The sequence below is a fragment of the Xanthobacter aminoxidans genome, from assembly GCF_043193615.1.
Classification (GTDB): domain Bacteria; phylum Pseudomonadota; class Alphaproteobacteria; order Rhizobiales; family Xanthobacteraceae; genus Xanthobacter; species Xanthobacter aminoxidans.
In genome coordinates this window covers 59,344-83,641 of record NZ_JBAFUS010000004.1, presented here as the reverse complement: position 1 = coordinate 83,641, position 24,298 = coordinate 59,344, and the positions used below count along the sequence as shown (strand labels likewise).

The following is a 24,298-nucleotide window of genomic DNA, read 5'->3' as shown; positions in this document are numbered from 1 at the left end:
ACGCCCTCTTCCCTTGCGGGAGAGGGTCGGGGCGAGGGGTATTCCCTCCCCCGCCCAGCGCCGGGACTGCGGCACCAACCCCCTCACCCCCAACCCCTCTCCCGCAAGGGGAGAGGGGAGCCGCAGCTCAGTAACCCACGCCCATCATCCCCAGTGCCTTCGCGAAGAAGTCCGGCCCGCCGAAATTGCCGGACTTCAGCGCCAGCACCATGGGTTCGCCCGGCTGGCCTTCCGTGCGCAGCAGCGGCACGCCGGGGGCGATCTCGGGGCCGACGAGGAAGGCGGGGATCTTCAGCCGGTCCACGCTCGCCCCCGATGTCTCCCCGCCGGCCAGCACGAGGCGGCGCACGCCGGCCGCCACCAGCCCTTCGGAAATGGCCGCCGTGCCGTGCTCGACGGCAACGCCCGCCGCATGGCGGCCGAAGCGGGCCTGCACCTCGGCCACCTGCTCGGGCGCTCCGCTCGCGGCGATGAGCACCGGCCCGGATGCGAGGCGCGCCTTCGCCCACTCCAGCGCGGCGGCGACCTCCGCCTCGGGGTGGGTGACGAGCCGTTCGGCGGAGAGCCGCAGCACCGGCATCTGTCCTTCTGCGACGGCAATCTGCTCCAGCGTCGCCTTGGAGCAACTGCCCGCGACCACCGCCGCATATCCGCCGATGCCGGCCGCCAGCGCCGCGCCATCACTCTCCCGCCGCAGCACCCGCCCGTCCGCGATCAGCGCCCGCGCCAGTCCAAGGCCGAGGCCGGACGCGCCGGTGGACAGCGGCAGGGCCGCCGCCGCGATGCCCACCGCCTCCAGATCCCGGTCGAACACGGCATCCACGATGGCCGCCGTGCGCCCCTCCAGCGCCAGCTTTTCCAGCCGGGCGGACACCGCAGCGGCACCCGCCGCCACGTCCTTCAGCGGCACCAGCCCGACCCGGCCCGCGCTCTGGCGGGCGAGCACGCGCTTCAGGTCCGAATCCGTCATGGGGTTGAGGGGGTGGTCCTTGAGCGGGCTCTCGTTCAGCGGCACGTCGCCGACGAAGAGGTGGCCCATGTAGACCGTGCGCCCGGTCTCCGGGAACGCTGGCGTCACCGGCACGATGGCGGCGCCGGTGGCGAGGCGCAGGGCATCGGTGACGGGGCCGATATTGCCCTCGTCGGTGGAATCGAAGGTGGAGCAGACCTTGAACAGGATGTGGGACGCGCCCCGCTCCTTCAGCCACGCATAGGCCGCCAGCGACTGCGCCACCGCCTCGTCCGCCGGGATGGAGCGGCTTTTCAGCGAGACGACCACCGCGTCGGCATCGGGCAGCGCCAGCGCAGCGTCTGGCACGCCGATGGTCTGGACAGTGCGCACGCCCTCCTTTGACAGCGTGTTCGCGAGGTCGGAGGCGCCGGTGTAGTCGTCGGCGATGACGCCGAGGGTGAGGGGCATACGAAATCCCTTGGGCCGGTTGTTATCAGCGGGCGGGGCCCGGCTTGCGCAGCCATCGCCTGATCTAATCGTTTTGATTAGATCGTCAACAGACGATGGGGGGAGGGTTCGACAATCGGCCAGTCACCCGGCCAGCGCCGCAGCCACCTCTTCGACTGTCCCTTTCACCGCCACATACTGGTTCTTGAAGTTGATCTGCGACACGTTTTTGACTTGCGGGTGCGGAGCGATGCTTACCCACCCACTACGGTTCACCAGAATCTTTCCGGGCTTCAGAGCCGCCTGCTGAAAGCTAGCGAATACGTTAGCCCCTGCGAGCTTGAGGATCGTCCCCAAATCCTCGTTCGCCGAAACACCGCGCCCGCCCGCAGCATCCACCAGCAGGCGCGTCCGCGACGGTGCGGCCGCGTCGGGGACTACTGCATAGATCATATCCGTATTGACCAGGATACGATCATACGGCGGATCCGAAGTCACAGTGATGATCGGCATTCTGCTCGCTCCCTGCTCAAGCCTCAGCATATTAACACCGCCTGAGGAGCTAGAACAAAGGCGTTGTTACCCCGAGTTGCGCAGGCCCGCCGAGATGCCGTTGATGGAGAGCTGGATACCGTGCAGCACCTGGTCGTCGCCGGGGCTGGCGCGGTGCTGGCGCAGCAATTCCACCTGCAGGTGGTTCAGCGGGTCGAGATAGGGGAAGCGGTTGCGGATGGAGCGATCCAGCAGCGGATTACCCTCCAGCAGCTTCTGCTGGTCCATGATGGCGAGCAGATGCTTCAGCGTCAGCTCGTATTCGGCGCGGATGCGGCCGAAGATGGCGGTGCGCAGCTCCACGTCCGGCACCAGCTCGGCATAGCGCGAGGCAATGGCAAGGGAACTCTTCGCCAGCACCATGTCCATGTTGGACAGCAGCGTGCGGAAGAAGGGCCATTCGTGCTGCATGGCCTTGAGGAAGGAGAGGCCATAGTCCGGCCGGCGCGCCACGAACGCTTCCACCGCGGTGCCGAAGCCGTACCAGGCCGGCAGCATCAGCCGGCACTGCGCCCAGGAGAACACCCACGGAATCGCGCGCAGCTTCTCGATGGAGCGCGTTCGGGCCCGCGAGGCCGGGCGCGAGCCGATGTTCAGCGTCGCGATCTCGTTGATGACGGTGGAGGACCAGAAATAGTCCTCGAAGCCCTCGGTCTCGTAGACGAGGTTGCGATAGGCCGCGAACGCCGTGTCCGAGATGTCCTCCATGGCAGTGAGGAATTCGGTGCGCGGCGCCTTGTATTGCGGTTGGAGCAGGGAGGCCTCCAGCGTCGCCGAGACGAGGATCTCGAGATTGCGCCGCCCCACGTCCGGGTTGGAATATTTGGAGGCGATGATCTCGCCCTGCTCGGTGATGCGGATCTGCCCGTTCACCGCACCGCCCGGCTGGGCGAGGATGGCGTCGTAGCTCGGCCCGCCGCCGCGTCCCACCGAGCCGCCGCGACCGTGAAACAGGCGCAGGCGCACATTGTGCGCGCCGAACACCTCAATGAGGCCGATCTCCGCCTTGTACAATTCCCAGCCGGAGGTGACGAAGCCGCCGTCCTTGTTGGAATCCGAATAGCCGAGCATCACCTCCTGCTCGGCGCCGCGGCTTGCCACCAGCTTGCGGTAGGCGGGAAGCGAGAAGGCGCGGTCCATCACCTTGGCGCAGGCCTTCAGGTCCGAGATGGTCTCGAACAGCGGGATGATGTTCACCGCGCTGGCGAGGCCGCCCGTTCCGTCGCTGGAGACGAGGCCGACTTCCTTCAGCAGCAACGCCACCTCCAGAAGATCGGAGACGCCTTCGGCCTTGGAGATGATGGCGTTGGGGATCACCTCCCGGCCCAGCGCATGGTGCGCGGCGGCCGCCTCGCGCAGGATGTCGAGTTCGGAACAGGTCTCGTCCGAATAGGCGATGAAGGGCGAGGCGAGCGGCCGGGGCGTCGCCAGCTCCTTCAGCAGCAGCGCGATGCGCGCCTCCTCGTCGAGGCCCGCATAGTTGGTGCCGGGCGCCGCCTTCTCCAGCAGCTCGGCCACGACGCGCTCGTGCACGTCCGAGTTCTGCCTGAGGTCGATGCAGGCGAGATGGAAGCCGAAGCAGTCCGCCGCCCGCCGCAGAAGCCGCAGCCGCCCCCGCGCCAGCACCTTCGATCCGTTCGCCACAAGCGAGTCGTGGATCACGTCGAGGTCGGCGCGGAACGCCTGCGCCGTGGCATAGGGCGCGAGGCCCTCGGCCGTCGCCAGCGGCTCGCCGCGCAGCTTGCGGGCGGTCTGGCGCAGGCGCTCCAGAACGTAGGCGAGGGCGAGGCGATAGGGCTCCTCGCGGTGCTCCTGCGAGCGGTCCGGAGAACGGGAGGCGAGCTCCGTCAGGGCATCGGATACGGTCACGAGGCGCTGGGCGAGGGACAGTTCCGCCCCGAGCGCCACCAGCTCCTGCTCGTAATGGGCGAGGATGCGGTCGCGATGCAGGCGCACGGTCTCCTTCAGCACCTCGGCGGTGACGAAGGGGTTGCCGTCGCGGTCGCCGCCGATCCAGCTGCCGATGCGCAGGAAGGAGGGCAACTGCACCTCGTCCCCCGCCTCGGCGAGGCGGTCCTCGATGGCGCAATAGAGGCGCGGCACCTCGGTGAGGAAGGTGTAGTCGTAATAGGAGAGGCCGTTCGCCACCTCGTCCAGCACGGTCAGCTTGATGCGGCGGAGCAGGGCCGTCTGCCACAGGGTCAGCACCGCGCGGCGCAGGATTTCCTCGCCCTCGTCCCGCTCCCGCGGGGTGGGCACGACGCGCTCGCGGCGATCCAGCTCGGCGGCGATTTCCATCTCGCGGTTGAGCGTGCTCTTGCGCCGCACTTCGGTGGGGTGGGCGGTGAGCACCGGGCTCATGCGCGCGCCCGAGAAGAAATCCGCCAGCGCCTCGCGGCCGATCCCCATCTGCTCCGCACGGGAGAAGGCATAGGCGAGGCTACCCGCGCGCGGCGCCGAGCCGGCGATGGCGTGGGCGCGGTTGCGGCGGATGTGGTGCTGGTCCTCGGCGATGTTGGCGAGGTGGGAAAAGTAGCTGAAGGCGCGGATGGTATCGAGGGAGCGGTCGGCCGGCAGTGCCCCCAGAAGGGTACCCAGTTCATCGCGGGCCGCCTGGTCGTCGTCGCGGTGGAAGCGGATGGAAAGCTGGCGGATGCGCTCCACGAGGTCGAACACCTCGTCGCCTTCCTGGTCGCGGACGGTGTCACCGAGAATGCGACCGAGCAGCCGGATGTCGTCGCGCAGCGGCTGGTCCTTCACGTCCTCTGCGCGCGGCGCGATGCCGCTCGAAAGTGCCAAATTCGTCATCCGACTTCCCCCGGACTCGTCCGCTGCTGCGGCGCACGTCTCTTTCGACCTTAGTCTTAAGGAAATTGTGCAGGAGCGAAAGACCGTTCCGGGCGAAGGTGATTTCACGCGCCGTGAAGACGGGCCTCGGCGGCGCGGGCGGCACCGGACATCACGGCGAAGATGGAGGAGAAGAAGCGCTCGATCGCATCCCGCCCCAGCGGGGAAAGGCAGCCGGTGCCACGCATGCCGCGCTCCACCAGCCCGCGCTCCTCGCTGAGCCGCAGCAGATCGAGCACATGGGCCCGCGACAGGTGGAAGCGGCGCGAGAGATTGGCGATGGACGGCGGCTCCTCGCCGTTGGATTCGGCGGTGAAGAGGGCGAGGAGCACCATCAGGCCGCCGTCGCGGTCCACCAGATCGTTCAATTCCGGGGCGGCGGAAACGGGCCGGAAGCCGGAGAGGAAGGCCTCGCCCAGCAACACCGCGAGAACCCGCGTGAAGGCTGCGTCCGCGAGGCGGGGGGCGAGCCGGGCGAGTTCCGGATCCTGTGCCTTGCCGGCCTCGAATACGAGGCGCCACCGCCGGTGCTGGAGCGCGACGAGCTTTTCCTGCGGCATCAGCGGCTTCACCCGGCGATCCTCGGCCGGCGCCGCCGACGCCAGATAGCCGCCCCAGCGCATGAGGGCGAGCATCGCCTTCGCGCGGCCCCGGCTGCACAGGCCGGTGGAGGTGCACAGGGCCACGATCCGCGCAGCCGTGAGCCCGCCCCCCTCTTCCGGCGGCAAGGCATCCAGATAGAGCACCATCAGGCCGAACATGTTGCGGCCGCGATCACTGAGCACGCGGTTGAGCAGCCGGTTGCCGCTGTAGAGCGCGCTGATTTCGCCGACAAGTTGTGCCACCGCCCGTGGAAAGGCGGGATGGGCGATGATGGCGCCTCGCGTTTCGGCAATGCCTGCCGTGTCGAGCCAGTTCACGGCCGCTCCTGCCCGCACCGCCACCAGCCCCAGCACCCGCGCCTCCGACATATCGTCCCGCAACGTCTCGCCGCCAGTCGGGCCAAGAATCGCCATTGCGGTATTACAGGATGACGCCTAGCTGACCCGAAGTCACCTCGGCGCGATGTCAACCCGGGCGTCACGCACAGGTGTCTGTTAAGGATGCCGAGGCCGCCATGCGACTGCGCCTGCTGACACGTTCCGCTTTCCTCGCCGCCACCCTCGCCGCACTGCCGCCGGCCGCCGTCGTCACCCTCGCGACGACCGCCCCCGCCGGGGCCGTGGTCTATTGCAGGGCGGTTGGCGTTCCGAAGGGCTGCGTCGCCCGTCCCACCGCCCCTGCAGCGCGCGCTGCGGTTCATTGCACCCGACCCGGCTATCCCGCAGGCTGCGTGCCGGGTGCCGGAGCCCCCGGCGTCGGCGTCACCCCCGGCGTCGGCGTCGGTGCGCCCGGTGTCGGTGTTGCGCCCGGAGTCGGCGTGAATGCCGGCGGCCCGGTCAACCGCGTCGGCGTGCGCTGATCGCGTGCGTCCTGAAATTCACTGGAGGCAACATCCCATGAAGTCCCTGCTCTGCGCCGCCGCCCTCACCCTCGCCTGCGCCGCCCCCGCGCTCGCCGACAAGGCCGCGGCCGACCAGTGCGCCGCCGGCCTCGGCCCCGACGCCAAGGCCGTCTATGCTGCCGCCGCGCCCGGCTTTGCCGGCGCTGCCGATCCGCGTGCGCTCGTCACCGAGAAGACCAAGGCCCTGGTGCAGTCCGGCGCGCTCTCCATGAGCAACGCCCGCCCCGCCGCCGAGGCGGCCGGCGCCTGCCTCACCCAGCTGCGCTGAACCAGACCGGCCGTCGGCTCCAGACGAGCCGGCGGCCTTTTCCTGCCATCCAGGCCGGCGGCGTGTTGTTCCCGGAGCGCTTGCCCGAAGCGGTCGCGCGGGTCTAAGGCTGGCGTCTCCCCGCCAAGACCGACCGGCCCATGCCCCACACGCCCGACACCCTTCTCGCCTTCCTCGCGCAGAACGACATTTCCGGCACCACCTACGAGCATCCGCCCGTCCACACGGTGGCCGAATCCCAGGCGCTGCGCGGCGAAATTCCCGGCGCCCACACCAAGAACCTGTTCCTGCGCGACGGGAAGAAGACCTATTTCCTGCTGACGCTCGCCGAGGATACCCCGGTGAACCTCAAGGCGCTGCGCGGCCCGCTGGGGGCCAAGGGCTCGCTCTCCTTCGCCTCGCCCGAGGCACTCATGGAGCATCTCGGCATCCTGCCCGGCTCGGTGAGCGTGCTTGCGCTCGCCAACGATACCGAAGGCCAGGTCCGCTTCGCCATCGACGCCGCGCTCATGCGCGCCGACCTCGTGGGCTGCCACCCGCTCACCAACGCCCGCACCACCGTGCTCACGCCGGACGCCCTGCGCGCCTTCTTCCGCCTGACCGGCCACGAGGCGCTGGAGGTGGAGATTCCGCCGGCCGGCGAGGCCTAAAGCCCCGCTCAACTGGCGCAGGGTTTCAATTGGCGCAGGGTTTCATGGCGCTCTCGTCGGAGCCGGCCTGCGCCAGCAGCGTTCGCAGATCGATGTCCTGGATCAACGTCACGAAATTGCCGCCCGGCTTCAGCCTGAGATAGGTGCTGAGCAGCAGCGGCCCGGCGGGCAGCGCGCTGCGCACGCATCCCTCCGCCGACACCGCGAGCGATCCGCTGGCGCGCCGCCCCTTCGCAAGCTCGTCCGATTTCAGCGCCAACGCCTCGCTGCGCGCCGCCTCCAGCTTGCGCCGACCCTCTTCGGTGAGGCGGAACAGGGTGATGCGCATGCCCGCGCGCTCCTCCTCCTTGAGCGCCGCGAGGGCCTTCGGGTCCGTCTCCACCTCCAGCAGCGCCTGGACGGTCGTCTTGCGGGCCTCATCCCCCTGGCGCCAGTAGGACATGACCACGAATGCCCCGCCGGGCACCGCCACGATCTCCTTGGGCGCGCGCACGGCCGCGCGCAGGACGGTCAGGTCAGCCGTTTCGAGATCGAGGGTGGCCAGCTGCGGCAGTGAGCTGATGGGCACATGGGAGCAGGCGCCAACCGACAGAACAAGCACCAGCAAGGCGAGCGCCCGCATGGGCCAGGCAGGGGCGAGAAAGAAACGCATCCGATCTCTCATTTTGGGTTGAATAATTACTGTTTTACGATAAAAAATGAATGCGTCAAGGAAAGGCTACTGATGTCCCCTCCGCCCCTCGACCCCAAACTCCATCGCGTGGTGCGCCTCGGGCGCGCCCTTTCGGTCGCAACCCTCGTGATCCTGCTGCTGCTGGTGGCATCCGGCCTCGGCATCTGGCTGTCGCCGGGGCTGGTGGAACGGGTGATCGTCCCGCGCATTGGCCTCGCCGGGCATCCCATCGCCCTCGATGGCGCAAGCCTCGCCGCCGGCCTCGCGATTTCCGCGATCCCCCTCGGCATCCTCGCCTACGGCCTGCTTCAGGTGCGCCAGATCTTCCGCGATTTCGGCCGCGGCGAACTCATCTCCGCCTTGCTGGCGGTGCGGCTGGAGCGCTTCGGCGCGGCGGTGGCGCTCCAGGGCCTGATCGCCCCCTTCGTCGGGGTCGCACTAAGCATCGCCCTCACCCTCAACAACCCGCCGGGCGCGCGCGCCATCGCCGTCTCGATTTCCAGCCATGACGTGGTGGCGGTGATCGTCGGCCTGCTCGTCATCGGCGTGGGGGCGGTCATGCGCGAGGCCGCGCGCATCGCCGAAGAAAACGCGAGCTTCGTCTGAGCGGGGAGGCTATGGGAGCACCATGCCCATCATCGTCAATCTCGACGTGATGCTGGCGCGCCGCAAGATGCGTTCGCGCGAGCTTGCCGAGCGCATCGGCATCACCGAGCAGAACGTCTCATTGCTCAAGTCCGGCAAGGTGCGCGGCGTGCGCTTCGACACGCTCGCCCGCATCTGCGAGACCCTCGGCTGCCAGCCCGGCGACATTCTGGAATATGTGCCGGGGAAAGAGGACGCGGACGAGGCGGCGGACTAGCGCCGCGCTACGCCATCAGCCCGGGTCGCCCCCCGCCCGGGCGTCATAGGCGGCCTGCGCCGCCAGCACCGCCTCCATGTTGCGCTCGGCCCAGTGGGCGATGGCCGCCACCGCGTCGGTCAGCGTCCGGCCGAGGGGGGTCAGCGCATATTCCACCGTGACCGGCACCGTGGGGAAGACCGCCCGCGAGAGGAGCCCGTCGCGCTCCAGCTTCTTCAGCGTCTGCGACAGCACCTTCTGCGAGATGCCCTTGATGTCCCGCCTGAGGTGATTGAACCGCACGGGGCCGTCGCGCAGCCGGTCAAGGATCAGCACCGCCCATTTGTCGGCGATGCGGTCCAGCACCATGCGCGTCGGGCATTGCGCCTCATAGACGTCGAAGGGCCAGGGGAGACGGCAGCTCTCGGCGTCCCGCTCAGGCGCGTTCTGCGGTTTCCCGGAAGTGACCATGTGAGTTCAAGGTGCTCTCTTTTGGGCTCGCTCGACCAGGAGTATGTATCCGATCGGAAGCTGGTTTCTAGTGGAAACCTATCCTCGGATGCCCGCGCCACCGCGCGCCGGCGAGCAGGAGAGCGATCATGTCGGGTCAGATTCTGGTTTTCGCGGCCAACGGCAACGTGGGCCAGCCGCTGGTGCAGGCCCTTCTGGCGAAGGGCGAACAGGTGAAGGCGGCCTCCCGCGCGGGCAAGGCCGTGGGCGGCGCGCGGGGCGTGGCGCTCGACATGGACGATCCCTCCACCTTCGCGACGGCCTTCGCCGGCGTGGACCGGCTCTTCCTGCTGGCGCCCACCGGCTCCCTCGACATCACCGCCCGCCTCCTGCCCGTGATCGAGGCCGCGGCCGCCCGCAAGGTGAAGGTGGTGCTGATGACCGCGCTCGGCGTGGATGCGGACGACGCTATCCCCTACCGGCAGGTGGAACTGGCGCTGGAGCGCTCCGGCACGCCGTTCGTGATCCTGCGGCCGAACTGGTTCGCGGACAATTTCCACACCTTCTGGAAGGCCGGCATCGACCACGGCGTGATCGCCCTTCCCGCCGCTGACGGCAAGACGAGCTTCATCGACGCCCGCGACATCGCCGAAAGCGCGGCGGCCGCCCTGACCACGGATCGCTTCGATGGGCGCGCCTTCAACCTCACCGGCCCCGAGGCGCTGACCTATGGCGAGGCGGCGGCCATCCTCGCGCCGGTGACGGGCAAGCCCATCGCCTACACGCCGGTGAGCGACGATGCCTTCGTCGGCATCCTCACCGGCGCGGGCGTGCCGGAGCCCTATGCGCGCTTCCTCGCCACGCTCTTCCACCCCGTCCGCGAGGGCTGGACGGCGCGCGTCACCGGCGATGTGGAGATCCTGACGGGCCATGCGCCGCGCGCGCTTTCGACCTATGCGCGGGACAATGCCGCGCGGCTCGCCTGAGCCGCGTCACAGGTCCATGCGGTAGCGGACGAAATCGTCCGCCGCGACGAAGCTGTCGTAGAGCCGGCGGGCAGGATTATCCTGCCGCGTGTGCCAGTAGAGGCTGGACCAGCCCCTCTCCTTGCCCATGCGGACGAGATCCGCGATCAGCGCCCGGCCGATCCCGCCGCCGCGGCAGGCGGGATCCACGAACAGGTCTTCCAGATAGCAGACGGGGTTGGCGACCCAGGTGCCCTCGTGCAGGACGCTGTTGGAGAAGCCCACCGGCTCGCCGCCGCGCCGTGCGATGCGCCCGATGATCGGCACCGAGGGATCGAGGATGCGCGCCCAGGTGCGGGCGGTGATGTCCGCCCCCACCTCGGTCTCGTAAAAGGCGTTGTGGCCCGCCCACAGGCGACGCCATGCGGCCTCGTCCTGCGGCTGGGCGTCGGCGATCAGCAGGGCCACATCCGTGCCCGGCCGCTCAGTTGCCGCCGTCCAAGAGGCGGCGGGCGATGACCTGCGCCTGGATCTCCGCCGCGCCCTCGAAGATGTTGAGGATGCGCGCGTCGCACAGGATGCGCGACACCGGATATTCCAGCGCGAAGCCATTGCCGCCGTGGATCTGCAGAGCGTTGTCCGCCGCCGCCCAGGCGACGCGCGCGCCGAGCAGCTTGGACATGCCGGCCTCGAGATCCGTGCGGCGCCCCTCGTCCTTGGCGCGGGCGGCGAAGTAGGTGATCTGGCGGGCGATCATGGTCTCCACCGCCATCATCACGATCTTGTCGGCGACGCGGGGGAAGTTGATGAGCGACTTGCCGAACTGGATGCGCTCCTGCGCATATTTCAGGCCCACCTCCATGGCCGCCTGGGCCACGCCCACGGCGCGGGCGGCGGTCTGGATGCGGGCGCTCTCGAAAGTGGTCATGAGCTGCTTGAAGCCCTGCCCCTCCTCGCCGCCGAGCAGGTTCTTCGCCGGCACGGTGAAGCCGTCGAAGCCGATCTCGTATTCCTTCATGCCGCGATAGCCGAGCACCTCGATCTCGCCGCCGGTCATGCCCTCGGCGGGGAACGGGTTCTCGTCGGAGCCGCGGGGCTTTTCAGCGAGCAGGATGGAGAGGCCCTTGTAGCCGGGCTCGGCCGGATTGGTGCGCACCAGCAGGGTCATGATGTCGGCGCGGACCGGATGGGTGATCCAGGTCTTGTTGCCGTTGACCTTGTAGACGTCTCCCTCCTTCACCGCGCGGGTGCGCAGCGAGGCGAGGTCCGAGCCGGTGTTGGGCTCGGTGAACACCGCCGTGGGCAGGATCTCGCCCGAGGCGATCTTGGGCAGGAAATGGCCCTTCTGCTCATCCGTGCCGCCGGCGAGGATCAGCTCCGCCGCGATCTCCGAGCGGGTGCCCAGCGAGCCGACGCCGATATAGCCGCGCGACAGCTCCTCGGTGACGACGCACATGGCCTCCTTCGGCAGGCCGAGGCCGCCGAACTCCTCGGGGATGGTGAGGCCGAACACGCCCATCTCCGAGAGCTGGGAGATGATCTCCAGCGGGATGTACTCGTTCTTCAGGTGCCACTCGTGGGCATGGGGGGCGACTTCCGCCTCCACGAAGCGATGCATCTCGGTGCGCATCGCCTCCGTGGTCTCGTCGAGGCCCGCCTCGCCGATGGTGCCGGCGAGGTGCGCGTCGCGGATGATGTCGGCGAGCGCGGCGCGGCTGGCCGCCGTGTTGCCGTTCTCCACCAGAGCCGCGATGGCAGGCTCGGCGGCCAGCGCCGCAATGGTCGCGCCGGAGACATAGAGATCGGGGAGCCGGACGATCTCGCCCTGGCTCATGGGAATGCCGCCGAGGATCTGCGTGATGTACTCGCCGAGGCCGATCTGTACGATCAGCTTCTCGGTGTCGCCGAACTTGCCCATCTCGGTCAGGCGGTCGGCATAGTGCACCAGCTCGCGCACGGAGAAGACGTAGGTCGCGAGCCACGCGAGGCCGTGGGTGGCGCGCTGCTCCTTCTCCAGCAGAGCGGAAGAGATGCGCCCGCCGTCCGTCACCTTGGCCTTCACCAGGGAGGTCGCCTCGGCCAGCAGCTTCTCCAGGCTGTCGGTCGCGACACGCCCGAGCGCCACGGCGTCGAATTCCCCGGTGGGCACGGACTGAACGGCGGCGCTGGCGGACATGAACTCTCCCCTTTGATTGTGCATTGCGCAATTGACCTATCCTTGCCCCGGAACCGGGCCAAGGCAACGCCTGATTACGAAAGCCGGGATCGGCCCGGATCAGACACCGCACCGCAAATGGTGCGGCGCATGCGCCTTGATACGGCATCCGCCGCCACGGTCGATCCGACTTTCGCCGTGAGGGGACCGAGCGGAAGCCGGCCGTCAGGGCGTCTCGCTTTGCACCTCGGCGAGGCGGGCGGCGAGCTCCTCGAGGTTCTCGCGCATGTGGACGCAGGCCGAGACCGCCGAGAACAGGGCCGTCAACGTCTCCGAGCCCACCGCACCGAAGGCGCCCTGGGTATTCAGCTCCTCCACCCGCGCCTCCAGCGCCGCCACGGCCGCGCTGGCCGCATCGGCACGGGTGGCAAGGTCGGCAACGGGCAGGCCGTCCAGCCGGTCGGCGATGGCTGACATCTGGGCGGAGAGCGTCGTCGTCGCGGCCGTGAGAGCCGCAGAGACGAGGCCGGCGACGGGCTCGTCCAGCGGCCGGTCGGCGTTGCGCAGCAGGATGATGGCGGAATGCCACAGTCGCCGGGCGCCGCGCACGACAGGCGCGGGATCGGTCTGGGTGGTCAGGCGACCGGCCTGCTCCGCCCGCACCTCCACGAGGCGCAGGTCGGCCGCGCGCAAGGCGAGACGCGCCCCGGCGTTGAGCCGGTCGATGACCGATGGATCGATCCCCTGCCCCAGCAGGCCGTCGCGTCCGAGGTCCAGCAGCCGCGCGGTCAGCCGCAGCGCCTTGGCGCAGTGGGGAAACAGCTTCCCCAGCGCCCGCTCGGGCAGGATGAGAATGGCGCACAGGAGGCCCACCGCCCCGCCCAGCGTGATCTCCGCCACCCGCGTCAGCCCCGCAAGCCATGGCGCGACATCGCCCGGATGGGCCAGCATGACGATGATGACCGTCACCGGCGCCAACTTGAAGCTGGGCGAGCGGGCGGCCATGGCCGCAGCGATGAACAGCGCCAGCGACAGCACCACCAGCGTTTGGATCTGGGAGGGTCCGGCCACCATCGCCCCCGCGACGCCGACGACGCCGCCCGCCAGCGTTCCCAGCGCCCGGTCGATGGCCACCGACAGGCTGGCGCCCAATGTCGCCTGCACCACGAGCACGGCCGTGAGCACCGCCCAATAGCCGTTGGGCAGGGAGAACTGCTCCGCCAGAAGATAGGTGACGATGCCGGCGATGGTGGCCCGAAGCGCGAGCTTGAGATGGGCGAGGGCGATGACCTTGCCCAGCCGATCCCGCAGCGTGGGAACGCCCGATGCGGCTTCCGGCGTTGCATCCAAAGACTCGGCCTGCGAAGGCCCGGCGGCCGGGGATTCAGCCGGTGGCGGTTCAGCCGGGGAATTGGGCTGGCGCGGCATGGGAAATCTCGGCGGGTCCGGACGCCGGATCAGATGGCGCCGTGTCCTCGCTGTCTAGCCGAAGGGGCCGGCCGCCACCAGCCGGACGGTGGACGGGCACGGCCGGCGCTTGCCATTCCGGCCGGAAAGCCCGATTTGACTTGAAACGGGAGACCACATGCTGCGGCGCATCTACCATATCGTTCTGGATGCGTTCTGGACGTTCTCCGCCGACGACGGCTGGGCGATCGCCAGCCATATCGCCTTGTCCGCGCTCATGTCCCTGTTCCCGTTCCTCATCTTCGTCACCGCGCTGGCCGGCTTCCTAGACCTGCGCCCGCTGGCGCAGGAGACCATCCAGCTCATCCTGGAGACCTGGCCGGAGCAGGTGGCCGGGCCCATCTCCCGCGAAATCTACAACGTGGTGAACCAGGTGCGCACCGATGTGCTCACCTATGGCGTCGTCCTCGCCCTCTATTTCTCCTCCAATGGCATCGAAAGCCTGCGCATCGGCCTCAACCGCGCCTATGGCATGAAGGAGATGCGCGCCTGGTACTGGCTCCGGCTGGAATCCATCGGCTACGTGCTGATCGCCTCCGCCGCCATGCTGGCCCTCTCCTTCCTCGTGGTGCTGGGGCCGCTGCTGTGGCAGACGGCGGTGGCGCAGGTGCCTGCGCTGGCGCCCTTTTCCCGCGTCATCACCCTGCTGCGCTTCGGGGCCACCTCCATCATTCTGGTGGTGTCCCTGCTGGTGGCGCACCTGTGGCTGCCGGCGGGACGGCGCAAGCTCGCCGAGGTCGCCCCCGGCATTCTGGTGACGCTCGTCATGTGGCTGGTCGCCGCCACCGCCTTCGGCTTCTATCTGGCGGAATTCCCGGCCAACTATGTCACCACCTATGCCGGCCTCGCCTCGGTGATGATCGCGCTGGTCTTCCTCTACCTCACCGCTTCCATCTTCGTGTTCGGCGGCGAACTCAACGCCGCCATCAAGCGCGCCTTCTCGCCCCCCTCCTCCATCGAGGAGCCCGAGGCGATGAAGGCGCTGTCCTGAGGCCGCCATGCGCGCGCTCCTGCCCGAGCCGCGGCCGGACGGCCGCCAGTCGGAGACCGCAAGGGCGGTCCAACGCGGGGTGCTGCGCCATCTGGCGCTGGCCGGCATGGCCGGGCTGCCGGAATTCTCGCTGGTGAGCGGACGGCGGGCCGACATCCTCGCCATGGGGCCGAAGGGCGAGATCACCATCATCGAGATCAAGTCGTCGGTGATCGACTTCCGCACCGATGCCAAATGGCACGAATACCGGGATTTCTGCGACCGGCTGATGTTCGCGGTGCCGATGGACTTCCCCGTCGAGATTCTGCCCGAGGAAACCGGCCTGTTCGTCGCCGACGCCTTCGGCGCCGAATGCCTCAGGCCTGCGCCGCTCCATCCTTTGCCGGCCGCGACACGCAAGGCGCTGACCCTGCGTTTCGCCCGCGCCGCCGCGACGCGGCTCGCTGTGCTCTACGACCCGGACCTGCTGCGCGCGGACATGTAGGGATTGCAGTCACGCCACCGATGGGTCACGCCGCTGGTGCGTCGCGCCAGCCGGGCGGGAGGCCGAAGGCGCTGGAGAAGCCGCGTTCCCCAGCCGGAGACAGGCGCAGCGCGCGGCTGTCCGTCGCGCGGTGCACCCATCCAAGATCCAGCGCCCGATCCAGCAGCGCCGCGCCCAGACGGCCGGCGAGATGGGGCCGGCGCTCGCTCCAGTCGAGGCAGGTGCGGCAGAGCGGCCGCCGGCCCTTGGCCCCGTCGTCGAGCGCGACGCCGAAATCACAGAGGAGGCGGCGGCCCGTATCCGTTACCAGTCCGGCACCGTCGGTGAGGATCACGTGGCCGTTGGCGCGGAGGCCGTCGGCGAGGGCCACGGCAAGGCGGCCGGCCATGTGGTCGTAGCAGGTGCGGGCAAGCCGCAGCGCGGCATCTCTGGGACCGATGGGACGATGGCGCTTCGGCCCACCCGCCGCGACGGTCATCAAAGCGTGGAGCGCCTGCGCCACATCCGCCGAGGCGAGGCGGTAGTAGCGGTGGCGCCCCTGCTTCTCCACCTTGACCAATTCCGCTTCGGCGAGGCGCGCCAGATGGCCGCTCGTGGTCTGCGGCGTTACTCCGGCGTGATGCGCCAGTTCGCCCGCCGTCAGCGCCTGCCCGCCCATCAATGCCGAGAGGATGTTGGCGCGCGCCACGTCGCCGATCAGGCGGGCGACCTCGGCAACGGTATTTCCCGAAACCATGTTCGACATGCCGGAAAGCTAGCCGCCCGCGCCGCCCGCGTCACCGCCGGATGCTTCGGCCCCGGCCGAAGCATGCCCGCGCTTTCCCCCGCTAGAGAGGCCGTGGAATGTTGAGTGAGGGACGCGATCACAATGGCCGGCAGGACACGCTTCGGTATCGAGTTGCTTTTGCTTCTGGTGCTCTCGACGCTCTGGGGTGCGTCCTACACCTTCATCAAGGTCGGGGTGGAAACCATCCCGCCGCTGACCTTCATCGCTGCCCGGACCCTGATCGCCGGAGCCCTCCTCGCGGTCATTCTTCGGCTGCGCGGCATGCGGCTGCCGCAGGATCGGGCCACCTGGGCGCGCTTCCTGTTCCAGGCCGGGCTGAACAGCGTCGTGCCGTTCACCCTGATCGCCTGGGCCGAGCAGACCGTGGACGCGGGCGTCGCCACCATCCTCAACGCCACCTCCCCCATCTTCGCCTTCCTGCTGACGGCCCTCGTGACCCGGCATGAAGCCGTGACCGCCCGCAAGCTCCTCGGCGTTGCGGCAGGTCTTGCGGGGACGGGCTTCATCGTCGGCTTCGGGGCTCTGGAGGGATTTGGCCAGCAAGTGTGGGCCCAGCTCGCCATCGTCGCGGCGACGGTCTGCTATGCCGGCGCCGCCATCTTCGGCAGGGCGTTCAAGGGGCTCGACCCGATGATGCCGGCGGCGGGCTCCCTGCTCTGCGGCGCGGCGGTGCTCCTGCCGGTCAGCATCGCGGTGGACCGGCCCTGGACGCTGGCACCGAGCGCCGGCTCCCTCGTCGCGCTGGGGCTGCTGTCGGTCTTCTCGACCGCGCTCGCGTTCGTCATCTATTTCCGGCTGGTGCGGACGCTCGGCTCCATCGGCACCACGGCGCAGGCCTATCTCAGGGTGCCCATCGGCGTGGCGATCGGCGTCCTGTGCCTTGGCGAGACGCTGGCACCGGACGCCTGGATCGGCCTCGCCTGCGTCGTTGCGGGTGTCGTCGCCATGACGTGGCCGACGCGCAAGACGGCGTGACGGCAAAGACCCGCTCTTGCCGAGCGGGCTCCGCTAGCGCGGCGCCCTTTTGGCCAGAATTCGCTGCAGGGTGCGGCGGTGCATGGAGAGGCGGCGGGCGGTCTCGGAGACGTTGCGGCCGCACAATTCATACACCCGCTGGATGTGTTCCCAGCGCACCCGGTCCGCCGACATGGGGTTCTCGGGCGGGGTGGGCTTGTGATCGGCATTGGCGAGCAGCGCCGCCACCACGTCGTCCGCATCGGCGGGCTTGGCGAGATAGTCCACGGCACCGAGCTTCACGGCCGTGACGGCTGTGGCGATGTTGCCGTAGCCGGTGAGGACGATGGCGCGGGCACCGGGGCGGTGCTTCTTGAGCGCGGAGATGACGTCGAGACCGGTACCGTCGCCGAGCCGCATGTCCACCACCGCATAAGCGGGGGCCGAAGTTTCGACGCGGGCGAGGCCGTCCGCCACCGTCTCGGCGGTGGCCACCTCGAAGCCGCGGGCCTCCATGGCCCGTGCGAGGCGCTGGAGGAAGGACCGATCATCGTCGACGATCAGAACCGACCGGTCGTCCCCCACCTCAGGCATCTCGTTCATCGCGTCTTCCTCAATCCCTCATCGGCAATGCCGGCAAACAAGCACGAGCTCCGGGGCTTTTACGCCGATACGCCCGTAGATTAATCCAATGCGCGTCCCTTTGTCGCGTCCCCATCCACCTCGATCGCCAGCGCCTTGCGCGGCCAATGGATGCCGATGACCGCGCCGGTGGCCGGCGGGATGCGGTTTTCAAACGTCAGATTGGCCCCGGTGCGCTCCAGCAGTGTCTTGGCGATGAAGAAGCCGAGGCCGAGGCCACTCTCCGCCTCGAGGTCCGCATCCTGCCGCTCGCGGGCGCGGGAGGTGACGTAGGGCTGGCCGATACGCCCGGAAATCTCCGGCGAGAAGCCCGGCCCATCGTCGGCGACGACGATGTCGAGGCCCGAAGGGGTCCACTGGGCGCTGATGTCCACGCGTGTCGCGGCGAAGTCGACCGCATTCTCCACGAGGTTGCCGAGGCCGTAGAGGAGGCCCGGATTGCGGGCGATGACCGGGGCGTCGGGATCATCCTTCACCGAGACCGCGATGGTGATGCCGAAATTGCGGTGCGGCTCCACAACCTCCTCCAGCAGCAAAGCCAGCGGCATGCGGTCGAACGGCGCGTCGCCGGACCTGAGCGAGGTCAGCGTCTGCAGGATGTCGCGACAGCGCGCCACCTGGTCGCGCAGCAGCGCCACGTCCTCGCTGTAGGGGCTGTTGTCGCCGATGGAGCGGTGCATCTCCTTCACCACCAGGGCGATGGTGGAGAGTGGCGTGCCCAATTCGTGGGCAGCGGCGGCGGCCAGACCATCGATGGCCGTGAGGTGCTGCTCGCGGGCCAGCACCAGCTCTGTGGCAGCCAACGCATCGGCCAGCTCCCGCGCCTCCTCCGCCACCCGCCACGCATGCATGCCGATGAAGCCCACCGCCACGGACAGGGACACCCAGATACCGGCGAGGTAAAGGTCCGGCAGCACCGGCACATCGGGACCGGCCCACGGCAGCGGCCGGGTCCACAGGCCCACGGAGCCGGCGCAGGCCACCGCCAGGATGCCGAGCATCACCGTCGTGCTCCAGGCGAGCGCGGTGGCCGAGATCATCACCGGAGCGAGATAAAGCAACACGAACGGGTTCTTGAGCCCGCCGGTGAGGTACAGCAACGCCGTAAGCTGAAGCACGTCATAGGCGAGCAGAGGGCCTGCCGCTGCGTCGCCGAGCCGGCGGGCGACGGGATACTTGACCCGCAGGAGCACGTTCACCAGCGCCGAGAGGCCGACCACCGCGAGGCAGGACGTCAGCGGCAGGGGGAAGCCGAGGCCGAGATTGACCACGACCAGCGCCGCAATTTGGCCGGAAATCGCCAGCCAGCGCAGGCGAATCAGGGTGTCGAGGCGCAGGCCGAACGATCTGCCGTGGGGCGGCGTTACAAAGGCGGTGGTCATGGAGTAACGATTCCGGTGTCCCGATGTGTGGAAGCGAGCCTCACGAAAGGGAATAGTGACCCTACTGCCATAGCAGCGGAACAATAGCGGCCTATGTCTTTTGTCGGCATTGACCAACCTTGGAAGTCGGCTCACGCTTGCGTCAACGTGCCGCCTTTCTAGGCAGCCAGTAACGGTGAGGACCACTCATGGCAATCGGCGAGTTCGCAAGTGCTACCCGGCTGCCGCGTCAAGGCGACGTTGGGCTCTCGACTCCGCTCTATTGGATGTACGAGATGGGCTATGCTGCGCTCAACCCATCCCGGGCCATGGCGGACGCCAGCCGGCTGTTCCTGAAAAATCCGATCAACCCGGTCTCGCATACCACCATCGGCAAGTCCATGGCGGCCGCCTGCGAGTTGTTCGAGCGCACCACCCGCCGCTACGGCAAGCCGGACTGGGGCATCACCCACACCTCCGCGGCCGGCCAGACGGTGCCGGTGCACGTGAACACGGTGTGGGAACGGCCGTTCTGCCGGCTGCTGCATTTCGAGCGCGCGTTCGAATATCCGCCGCGCCGTCCGCAGCCGCGCCTGCTCATCGTGGCGCCGGTTTCCGGCCATCACGCCACGCTGCTGCGCGGCACGGTCGAGGCCATGCTGCCCACCCACGACGTCTACGTGACCGACTGGATCGACGCGAAGCTGGTGCCCATGTCGGAAGGCCGCTTCAGCCTGTCCGACTATGTGGACTACCTCATCTCCATCTTCCACCGCATGGGCGGCAACTGCCACGTCATGGCGGTCTGCCAGCCGGCGGTGCCGGTGATGATGGCCATCGCCCGCATGGAAGCGGAGGAAGATCCCTTCGTGCCCAAGTCCATGGTGCTCATGGGCGGCCCCATCGATACCCGCGAGGCCCCCACCGCGGTGAACACGCTGGCCCAGGACCGCGGCATCGAATGGTTCCGCCGCAACGTCATCACCACCGTGCCGTGGCCGCATCCCGGCGCGCTGCGCGAGGTCTATCCGGGCTTCCTGCAGCTCAACGGCTTCATGTCCATGAACCTCGACCGGCACCTGCAGGCCCATTGGGACCTGTTCCGGCACCTGGTGCAGGGCGACGGCGACTCGGCCGAGAAGCACCGCGATTTCTACGACGAGTATCTCGCCGTCATGGACCTGACCGCGGATTTCTACTTGGAAACCGTGGAGAATGTCTTCATCACCCATGCCCTGCCGAAGGGCGAAATCATGCATCATGCGCAGGTGGTGAAGCCGGACCTCATCCGCCGCGTCGCGCTGATGACGGTGGAAGGCGAGAAGGACGACATCTCCGGCATCGGCCAGACCAAGGCCGCGCACAAGCTGTGCCCGCTGATCCCCGAGGACATGCGCGCCCATTGGGAGCAGCCGGGCGTCGGCCATTACGGCGTTTTCAACGGCTCGCGCTTCCGCTCGGAGATCGCGCCGCGCATTTCCGACTTCATCCTCTCCCAGGAATTCCGCAAGGATGGACGGGCCCGGCCCATGCCGGACCGCCCGGCGCCGGAGGCCGCGGGGGAGGAAGAGCCGGACGTGTTCGCCCTCAACAAGAATGTGACCGCGCTTTATCCCCGGATTGCGCCGACTTAGTACTGGCGGCGCGGCGAAATTCTTGGGAAGATACCGGAGGTAACTTCGCCCCGGCTGCCCAATGCTGTTTCGCCGCCAGACTCGCAATGAGGACCGCAAATCGTCGCTGACGCCCGGCGTCGAGACGATCGAGCTGTTGCTTGACGACGAGACGCTGCGGGTCGCGGTTCGCCGCCATCCGCAGGCGCGCCGGCTGACGCTCAGGGTGCGGGCGACCTCCCGGGACGTGACCCTCACAGCCCCGCCCCATGTGGCGCTTTCCTTCGCCCGCGCCTTCGTGGAACGGCATCGCGAATGGGTGCGCGTGCGCCTCGTGCGCCTGCCGGAGGCGGTGCCGTTCGAGGATGGCGCCGTCATTCCCCTGCGCGGCGAGCCGCACCGCATCGTCCATCGCCCCGATGCGCGCGGAACCGTGTGGATCGAGCCGGCCGTCCGCGGCATGCCCACCCTCTGCGTCGCCGGCGAGGCGCCGCACATGGGGCGCCGCGTGCTGGACTTCCTGAAGAAGGAGGCCCGGCGCGACCTTGCGGCCGCGGTGAAGCATTATACGCAGGCGCTCGGCGTCGAGGTCGGCCGGCTCACGCTGCGCGACACGGCGAGCCGCTGGGGCTCCTGCTCGGCGCGGGGCGACCTGTCCTTCTCCTGGCGGCTGATCTTCGCGCCGGCCTTCGTGCTGGATTATCTCGCGGCCCACGAGGTGGCGCACCGCCTGGAGATGAACCACGGCGTGCGCTTCTGGCGGCTGGTGGAGCAGGTCTGCCCCAACCGCAAGGAAGCGGAGGCGTGGCTGAGGCGCCACGGCTCCGAACTCCACCGCTATGGCGAAGGCTGAGCTTCGCGGCCTTCTCAGGCGACCTTCTTCCGGCCGAGGCTGATCGCGCCGGGGCCGGCGGCGAAATAGATCAGCAATCCGCCGATGATGCCCACGTTCTTGAGGAACTGGGTCTGCTGCGCCGCCTGGGCTGCCGCATCGGGGAAGGTCCAGAACATGTGCGAAATCATCGTCGCGACGACCGTGAAGCCCGCCATCCAGATGGCGGTCGCCCGCGGAAACAGACCGACGATGAGCAGCAGCGGCCCGACGACCTCGGTCGCGGCCGCGATCGGCGCCAGCACCTGCGGCAGGAGAACTCCCTTGCCGGCCAGAAAACCGGTGAAGCCGGAGAGATTGCTGAGCTTGCTGATGCCCGAGGGCAGGAACAGGGCCGCAAGGAAGATCCGTCCCACAAGCAGGGCGAGGTCATCAAGGGTACGCAAGGCGTCATCTCCAACACACACTTCCCCATGCGGAAGCTCGGCGAGTGTTTGATACCGCCGACGCTGCACTGCAACATCGGACAGGGAGGTTTCAGGACACTATTGCGTGTGGTCCCGCCCCGCCTGCTCGGCGGCGGCGAACATCAGCCGGGCCGCCACGGGGAGCGCAACCGACAGTCCGGCAAAGCGGAAAAGGTGGTGCGCGCTCATGAAGGCCGGGTCGTAGCCCATGGCGAAGCCAAGGGCCGTCATGGCCTCCAGCGCCCCCGGCGCGAAGGCCGTGACCAGCTTGCCGAGATCGTCGCCCGTCAGCCATGCGGCCAGCAAGGCGAACAGGGTGGAGATCGCCACCGCCACCAGGAAGGCCCCAAGCGAGGCGAGCACATAGGCCCGGATGGTGGCGAGCGACGTGCCGATGAAGCGCACGCCCACGCTGCCCCCCAGCACCACGAAGGCCGGGATGAGCAGTTCCGCCGGTAGCACGGCGGTGGACAGGCGGGTGGCGTGAAGCACGGCGCTGCCAGCGAGCGCGCCGAGGATCAGGCCGCCCGGTAGCTTCAACCGTGCCGCGAGCAGGGCCGCGCCGGTGCAGACGACGAAGAGGACGACAATCTCGCTGAGGGTCGAGACATGGGGCGGTGGCGGCACGCCGCCCGCCGTCATGCCCAGCGCCGCCAGCACGTTGGGCAGGGCCGCCACCAGCAGGAACAGCCGCAGCGTCTGGGCGAAGGCGACCTGCCGCAGGTCCGCGCTGGTATCCGCCGCCATGGCGACCACGGTGCCGAAGGCGCCGGGCGCGGAGGCCCAGAAGGCGCTTTCCCGGCTCCAGCCGGCCACGCGGGTGAGGAAGAGCGTGCCGCCCGCCATGGTGCCGAGCACGCTGGCGCCGAGGCAGGCCATGCTCACCGGCCAGGTGGCGGCGCGGGCGAAGGTCTCCGGCGTCAGCATGGTGCCCATGGAGGTGCCGAGCACCACGAAGGCGAGGAAGCGCAGCCATTCCGGGACGTCGATGCGCACGCCCGCCAGCGCGAGGCCGATGCAGGCGACCAGCGAGCCCGAGATCCACGCCGCCGGCAGGCCCAGAAGCGCGAAGATCCCGCCGCCGAGAGCGCCGGCCCCCAGCGTCACCGCCGCCGAGGCGGCAGAGCGCATCCTGAAAGGCAATCCCCTCACGCGGCGTCCGATCCGGCAGGCCGGGTCCGCTCCAGCCACACGACAAGGCGCCGGCTCGCCTCGGCGAGCTGGGCATCGCCCCGCGCGAAACACAGGCGCATGAAGCCGTCGCCACCAAGGCCAAAGGCGGTGCCGGGGGCGAGGCCCACATTGGCCTCGTCCACCAAAGTGAGGCCCAAGCTGCGCACGTCGCGCCGCCCCTCGATGCCGAAGAACAGATAGAAGGCGCCGGGCGGCTTCACGAGATCCACGCGACCGGTGGCGAGCAGCGCATCGCCCACGAGGTCACGGCCGCGGCGGGCGCGGGCGATCTGCTCGGCGACGAACGGCTCGCCCTGTTCCAGCGCCGCGATGGCGCCGCGCTGCATGAAGGCGGCAACGCCGGAGGTGGAATACTGGATGAGGTTCTCGATGATCTGGCCGAGACGCGGGTGTGCCTCCAGCCAGCCGATGCGCCAGCCGGTCATGGCCCAGTTCTTCGAGAAGGTCTGGACGAAGAGGATGTGGTCCTCCTCATCCATGATGTCGTGGAAGGATGGTGCCCGCCCCTCCTCGCCATAATAGAAGCGGCCGTAGATCTCGTCGGCGATGATCCACAGGCCGTGGCGGCGGGCCAGCGAAAGCACCGCCTTCAGGTCGTCCCGCGTCGCCACGAAGCCGGTGGGGTTGGCCGGCGTGTTGAGGAAGATGGCGCGGGTCGCGGGCGTCACCGCCGCGGCGAGCCGGTCGTGATCGAGGGTGAAGCCCTCCGGCCCGTAATTGAAGGGCACGTAGACGGGGCGCGCGCCCGCCTTCTGCGCCGCAGCCGCGGCGTTGGGCCAGGTGGGGGAGGGAATGAGCACCTCGTCCCCCGCCCCGGCCACCAGGGCCACGGCCACATGGATCGCCTGCATCCCCGAGCCGGTGACGAAATAGCGCTCCGGCGTTTCCGGCACGCCGTAGAGGGCGCTCATGTAGCGGGCGATGGCGGCCCGCAGTTCCGGCAGGCCGCGCTGCCAGGTGTAGAAGGTCTCGCCGGCGTGGAGGGCGGCAGCCGCCGCCTCACAGATGAAAGGCGGGGTGGGCACATCACCCTCGCCGGCCCACAGCGGGATCATGCCGGGCCGGTCTCGGCCGTAGTTCATCACCTCGACGATCCCGCTTTCGGGCAGCGCGCGGACATGCTCGCGCACGCGCTCCAGATAGGGATCTTCCACGGGCAAGGCGGAAACGGGCGCAGCAGGGGACATCATGGCTTGCTCGCG

The 24,298-nt window shown here is 68.9% G+C and carries 26 protein-coding genes; 11 read left to right on the top strand and 15 right to left on the bottom strand.

What is annotated here, in order from left to right:
• Window positions 1–127: 127 nt before the first annotated feature.
• The 4 genes from otnK to V5F74_RS19135 form a co-directional block, all read right to left on the bottom strand.
• A complete protein-coding gene (otnK, locus tag V5F74_RS19150; RefSeq protein ID WP_394009698.1) occupies window positions 128–1,420 on the bottom strand; it encodes a 3-oxo-tetronate kinase in 1,293 nt (430 codons plus the stop codon).
• 123 nt (window positions 1,421–1,543) lie between these two features.
• A complete protein-coding gene (locus V5F74_RS19145) occupies window positions 1,544–1,912 on the bottom strand; it encodes a hypothetical protein (protein ID WP_394009697.1) in 369 nt (122 codons plus the stop codon).
• 66 nt (window positions 1,913–1,978) lie between these two features.
• Window positions 1,979–4,759 (bottom strand): phosphoenolpyruvate carboxylase, encoded by a 2,781-nt coding sequence (ppc, locus tag V5F74_RS19140; RefSeq protein WP_394009696.1) that lies wholly within the window; start codon window positions 4,757–4,759, stop codon window positions 1,979–1,981.
• Window positions 4,760–4,863: 104 nt separating this feature from the next.
• On the bottom strand, window positions 4,864–5,814 hold the full coding sequence (locus tag V5F74_RS19135; protein WP_394009695.1) for a hypothetical protein: 951 nt from the start codon (window positions 5,812–5,814) through the stop codon (window positions 4,864–4,866).
• Window positions 5,815–5,915: 101 nt separating this feature from the next.
• Between V5F74_RS19135 and V5F74_RS19130 the strand changes: the two genes are divergently transcribed.
• The 3 genes from V5F74_RS19130 (at window position 5,916) to V5F74_RS19120 (ending at window position 7,220) form a co-directional block, all read left to right on the top strand.
• Entirely contained in the window at window positions 5,916–6,260 is a 345-nt protein-coding gene (locus tag V5F74_RS19130) for a hypothetical protein (RefSeq protein ID WP_029556451.1), read from the top strand.
• Between the two features lie 37 nt (window positions 6,261–6,297).
• Window positions 6,298–6,570: a hypothetical protein gene (locus V5F74_RS19125; RefSeq protein ID WP_024281289.1), complete on the top strand. Its 273-nt coding sequence runs from the start codon at window positions 6,298–6,300 to the stop codon at window positions 6,568–6,570.
• 140 nt (window positions 6,571–6,710) lie between these two features.
• Entirely contained in the window at window positions 6,711–7,220 is a 510-nt protein-coding gene (locus V5F74_RS19120) for a prolyl-tRNA synthetase associated domain-containing protein (RefSeq protein WP_394009694.1), read from the top strand.
• Between the two features lie 25 nt (window positions 7,221–7,245).
• Here the strand turns inward: V5F74_RS19120 and V5F74_RS19115 are convergent, their stop codons facing one another.
• Window positions 7,246–7,872 (bottom strand): hypothetical protein, encoded by a 627-nt coding sequence (locus tag V5F74_RS19115; protein ID WP_029556448.1) that lies wholly within the window; start codon window positions 7,870–7,872, stop codon window positions 7,246–7,248.
• A 72-nt stretch (window positions 7,873–7,944) separates the two neighbouring features.
• Between V5F74_RS19115 and V5F74_RS19110 the strand changes: the two genes are divergently transcribed.
• Both V5F74_RS19110 and V5F74_RS19105 read left to right on the top strand, forming a co-directional pair.
• A complete protein-coding gene (locus V5F74_RS19110; protein ID WP_250167750.1) occupies window positions 7,945–8,499 on the top strand; it encodes a DUF2975 domain-containing protein in 555 nt (184 codons plus the stop codon).
• Window positions 8,500–8,521: 22 nt separating this feature from the next.
• Window positions 8,522–8,755, top strand: a complete 234-nt coding sequence (locus tag V5F74_RS19105) for a helix-turn-helix domain-containing protein (RefSeq protein WP_250167749.1) — start codon at window positions 8,522–8,524, stop codon at window positions 8,753–8,755.
• A 15-nt stretch (window positions 8,756–8,770) separates the two neighbouring features.
• Here V5F74_RS19105 and V5F74_RS19100 read toward each other — a convergent pair whose 3' ends face one another.
• Window positions 8,771–9,103 carry a winged helix-turn-helix transcriptional regulator gene (locus tag V5F74_RS19100; RefSeq protein WP_374250736.1) on the bottom strand — a complete coding sequence of 111 codons (333 nt, stop codon included), beginning with the start codon at window positions 9,101–9,103 and terminating at the stop codon, window positions 8,771–8,773.
• A gap of 230 nt (window positions 9,104–9,333) precedes the next feature.
• Here V5F74_RS19100 and V5F74_RS19095 point away from each other — a divergent pair, with 230 nt between their 5' ends.
• Complete coding sequence (locus V5F74_RS19095; protein WP_394009693.1) at window positions 9,334–10,170, top strand: SDR family oxidoreductase; 837 nt, start codon at window positions 9,334–9,336, stop codon at window positions 10,168–10,170.
• 6 nt (window positions 10,171–10,176) lie between these two features.
• Here the strand turns inward: V5F74_RS19095 and V5F74_RS19090 are convergent, their stop codons facing one another.
• The 3 genes from V5F74_RS19090 to V5F74_RS19080 form a co-directional block, all read right to left on the bottom strand.
• Window positions 10,177–10,611, bottom strand: a complete 435-nt coding sequence (locus V5F74_RS19090) for a GNAT family N-acetyltransferase (RefSeq protein WP_394009862.1) — start codon at window positions 10,609–10,611, stop codon at window positions 10,177–10,179.
• A 22-nt stretch (window positions 10,612–10,633) separates the two neighbouring features.
• Complete coding sequence (locus V5F74_RS19085) at window positions 10,634–12,325, bottom strand: acyl-CoA dehydrogenase family protein (RefSeq protein ID WP_394009692.1); 1,692 nt, start codon at window positions 12,323–12,325, stop codon at window positions 10,634–10,636.
• A 204-nt stretch (window positions 12,326–12,529) separates the two neighbouring features.
• Complete coding sequence (locus V5F74_RS19080; protein WP_394009691.1) at window positions 12,530–13,654, bottom strand: FUSC family protein; 1,125 nt, start codon at window positions 13,652–13,654, stop codon at window positions 12,530–12,532.
• Between the two features lie 235 nt (window positions 13,655–13,889).
• Here V5F74_RS19080 and V5F74_RS19075 point away from each other — a divergent pair, with 235 nt between their 5' ends.
• Both V5F74_RS19075 and V5F74_RS19070 read left to right on the top strand, forming a co-directional pair.
• Window positions 13,890–14,762 carry a YihY/virulence factor BrkB family protein gene (locus tag V5F74_RS19075; protein ID WP_029556440.1) on the top strand — a complete coding sequence of 291 codons (873 nt, stop codon included), beginning with the start codon at window positions 13,890–13,892 and terminating at the stop codon, window positions 14,760–14,762.
• 7 nt (window positions 14,763–14,769) lie between these two features.
• Window positions 14,770–15,246: an MmcB family DNA repair protein gene (locus V5F74_RS19070; protein WP_029556439.1), complete on the top strand. Its 477-nt coding sequence runs from the start codon at window positions 14,770–14,772 to the stop codon at window positions 15,244–15,246.
• A gap of 25 nt (window positions 15,247–15,271) precedes the next feature.
• On the opposite strand, the gene V5F74_RS19065 is transcribed toward V5F74_RS19070, so the two are convergent.
• A complete protein-coding gene (locus V5F74_RS19065) occupies window positions 15,272–15,982 on the bottom strand; it encodes an ArsR/SmtB family transcription factor (protein ID WP_029556438.1) in 711 nt (236 codons plus the stop codon).
• A 132-nt stretch (window positions 15,983–16,114) separates the two neighbouring features.
• On the opposite strand from V5F74_RS19065, the gene V5F74_RS19060 reads away from it, so the two are divergent.
• Window positions 16,115–17,008 carry a DMT family transporter gene (locus V5F74_RS19060; RefSeq protein WP_250167744.1) on the top strand — a complete coding sequence of 298 codons (894 nt, stop codon included), beginning with the start codon at window positions 16,115–16,117 and terminating at the stop codon, window positions 17,006–17,008.
• Window positions 17,009–17,041: 33 nt separating this feature from the next.
• On the opposite strand, the gene V5F74_RS19055 is transcribed toward V5F74_RS19060, so the two are convergent.
• Window positions 17,042–17,590, bottom strand: coding sequence for an ActR/PrrA/RegA family redox response regulator transcription factor (locus V5F74_RS19055; RefSeq protein WP_024281303.1), 549 nt, complete (start codon window positions 17,588–17,590; stop codon window positions 17,042–17,044).
• A gap of 80 nt (window positions 17,591–17,670) precedes the next feature.
• Window positions 17,671–19,011 carry an ActS/PrrB/RegB family redox-sensitive histidine kinase gene (locus tag V5F74_RS19050; RefSeq protein ID WP_029556437.1) on the bottom strand — a complete coding sequence of 447 codons (1,341 nt, stop codon included), beginning with the start codon at window positions 19,009–19,011 and terminating at the stop codon, window positions 17,671–17,673.
• Between the two features lie 188 nt (window positions 19,012–19,199).
• Between V5F74_RS19050 and V5F74_RS19045 the strand changes: the two genes are divergently transcribed.
• Window positions 19,200–20,624, top strand: coding sequence for a polyhydroxyalkanoate depolymerase (locus V5F74_RS19045; protein ID WP_394009690.1), 1,425 nt, complete (start codon window positions 19,200–19,202; stop codon window positions 20,622–20,624).
• Window positions 20,625–20,685: 61 nt separating this feature from the next.
• A complete protein-coding gene (locus V5F74_RS19040; RefSeq protein ID WP_029556435.1) occupies window positions 20,686–21,456 on the top strand; it encodes a M48 family metallopeptidase in 771 nt (256 codons plus the stop codon).
• Between the two features lie 14 nt (window positions 21,457–21,470).
• On the opposite strand, the gene V5F74_RS19035 is transcribed toward V5F74_RS19040, so the two are convergent.
• From V5F74_RS19035 to V5F74_RS19025, 3 genes are all read right to left on the bottom strand, one after another.
• Entirely contained in the window at window positions 21,471–21,881 is a 411-nt protein-coding gene (locus V5F74_RS19035) for a DoxX family protein (protein WP_024281307.1), read from the bottom strand.
• 99 nt (window positions 21,882–21,980) lie between these two features.
• Window positions 21,981–23,033, bottom strand: a complete 1,053-nt coding sequence (locus V5F74_RS19030) for an AbrB family transcriptional regulator (RefSeq protein ID WP_394009689.1) — start codon at window positions 23,031–23,033, stop codon at window positions 21,981–21,983.
• 17 nt (window positions 23,034–23,050) lie between these two features.
• Window positions 23,051–24,286 carry a pyridoxal phosphate-dependent aminotransferase gene (locus V5F74_RS19025; protein ID WP_394009688.1) on the bottom strand — a complete coding sequence of 412 codons (1,236 nt, stop codon included), beginning with the start codon at window positions 24,284–24,286 and terminating at the stop codon, window positions 23,051–23,053.
• Window positions 24,287–24,298 lie beyond the last annotated feature (12 nt).

Bases quoted from the DNA above. Each gene is read 5' to 3' on its own strand.
- V5F74_RS19120 (WP_394009694.1), top strand. From the start codon at position 6,711: ATGCCCCACACGCCCGACACCCTTCTCGCCTTCCTCGCGCAGAACGAC.
- ppc (WP_394009696.1), bottom strand. From the start codon at position 4,759: ATGACGAATTTGGCACTTTCGAGCGGCATCGCGCCGCGCGCAGAGGAC.
- V5F74_RS19025 (WP_394009688.1), bottom strand. From the start codon at position 24,286: ATGATGTCCCCTGCTGCGCCCGTTTCCGCCTTGCCCGTGGAAGATCCC.
- V5F74_RS19070 (WP_029556439.1), top strand. From the start codon at position 14,770: ATGCGCGCGCTCCTGCCCGAGCCGCGGCCGGACGGCCGCCAGTCGGAG.
- V5F74_RS19040 (WP_029556435.1), top strand. From the start codon at position 20,686: ATGCTGTTTCGCCGCCAGACTCGCAATGAGGACCGCAAATCGTCGCTG.
- V5F74_RS19135 (WP_394009695.1), bottom strand. From the start codon at position 5,814: ATGGCGATTCTTGGCCCGACTGGCGGCGAGACGTTGCGGGACGATATG.
- V5F74_RS19030 (WP_394009689.1), bottom strand. From the start codon at position 23,033: ATGCGCTCTGCCGCCTCGGCGGCGGTGACGCTGGGGGCCGGCGCTCTC.
- V5F74_RS19055 (WP_024281303.1), bottom strand. From the start codon at position 17,590: ATGAACGAGATGCCTGAGGTGGGGGACGACCGGTCGGTTCTGATCGTC.
- V5F74_RS19115 (WP_029556448.1), bottom strand. From the start codon at position 7,872: ATGCGTTTCTTTCTCGCCCCTGCCTGGCCCATGCGGGCGCTCGCCTTG.
- V5F74_RS19110 (WP_250167750.1), top strand. From the start codon at position 7,945: ATGTCCCCTCCGCCCCTCGACCCCAAACTCCATCGCGTGGTGCGCCTC.
- V5F74_RS19095 (WP_394009693.1), top strand. From the start codon at position 9,334: ATGTCGGGTCAGATTCTGGTTTTCGCGGCCAACGGCAACGTGGGCCAG.
- V5F74_RS19050 (WP_029556437.1), bottom strand. From the start codon at position 19,011: ATGACCACCGCCTTTGTAACGCCGCCCCACGGCAGATCGTTCGGCCTG.
- V5F74_RS19105 (WP_250167749.1), top strand. From the start codon at position 8,522: ATGCCCATCATCGTCAATCTCGACGTGATGCTGGCGCGCCGCAAGATG.
- V5F74_RS19145 (WP_394009697.1), bottom strand. From the start codon at position 1,912: ATGCCGATCATCACTGTGACTTCGGATCCGCCGTATGATCGTATCCTG.
- otnK (WP_394009698.1), bottom strand. From the start codon at position 1,420: ATGCCCCTCACCCTCGGCGTCATCGCCGACGACTACACCGGCGCCTCC.
- V5F74_RS19065 (WP_029556438.1), bottom strand. From the start codon at position 15,982: ATGGTTTCGGGAAATACCGTTGCCGAGGTCGCCCGCCTGATCGGCGAC.
- V5F74_RS19045 (WP_394009690.1), top strand. From the start codon at position 19,200: ATGGCAATCGGCGAGTTCGCAAGTGCTACCCGGCTGCCGCGTCAAGGC.
- V5F74_RS19130 (WP_029556451.1), top strand. From the start codon at position 5,916: ATGCGACTGCGCCTGCTGACACGTTCCGCTTTCCTCGCCGCCACCCTC.
- V5F74_RS19125 (WP_024281289.1), top strand. From the start codon at position 6,298: ATGAAGTCCCTGCTCTGCGCCGCCGCCCTCACCCTCGCCTGCGCCGCC.
- V5F74_RS19060 (WP_250167744.1), top strand. From the start codon at position 16,115: ATGGCCGGCAGGACACGCTTCGGTATCGAGTTGCTTTTGCTTCTGGTG.
- V5F74_RS19075 (WP_029556440.1), top strand. From the start codon at position 13,890: ATGCTGCGGCGCATCTACCATATCGTTCTGGATGCGTTCTGGACGTTC.
- V5F74_RS19085 (WP_394009692.1), bottom strand. From the start codon at position 12,325: ATGTCCGCCAGCGCCGCCGTTCAGTCCGTGCCCACCGGGGAATTCGAC.
- V5F74_RS19100 (WP_374250736.1), bottom strand. From the start codon at position 9,103: ATGGTGCTGGACCGCATCGCCGACAAATGGGCGGTGCTGATCCTTGAC.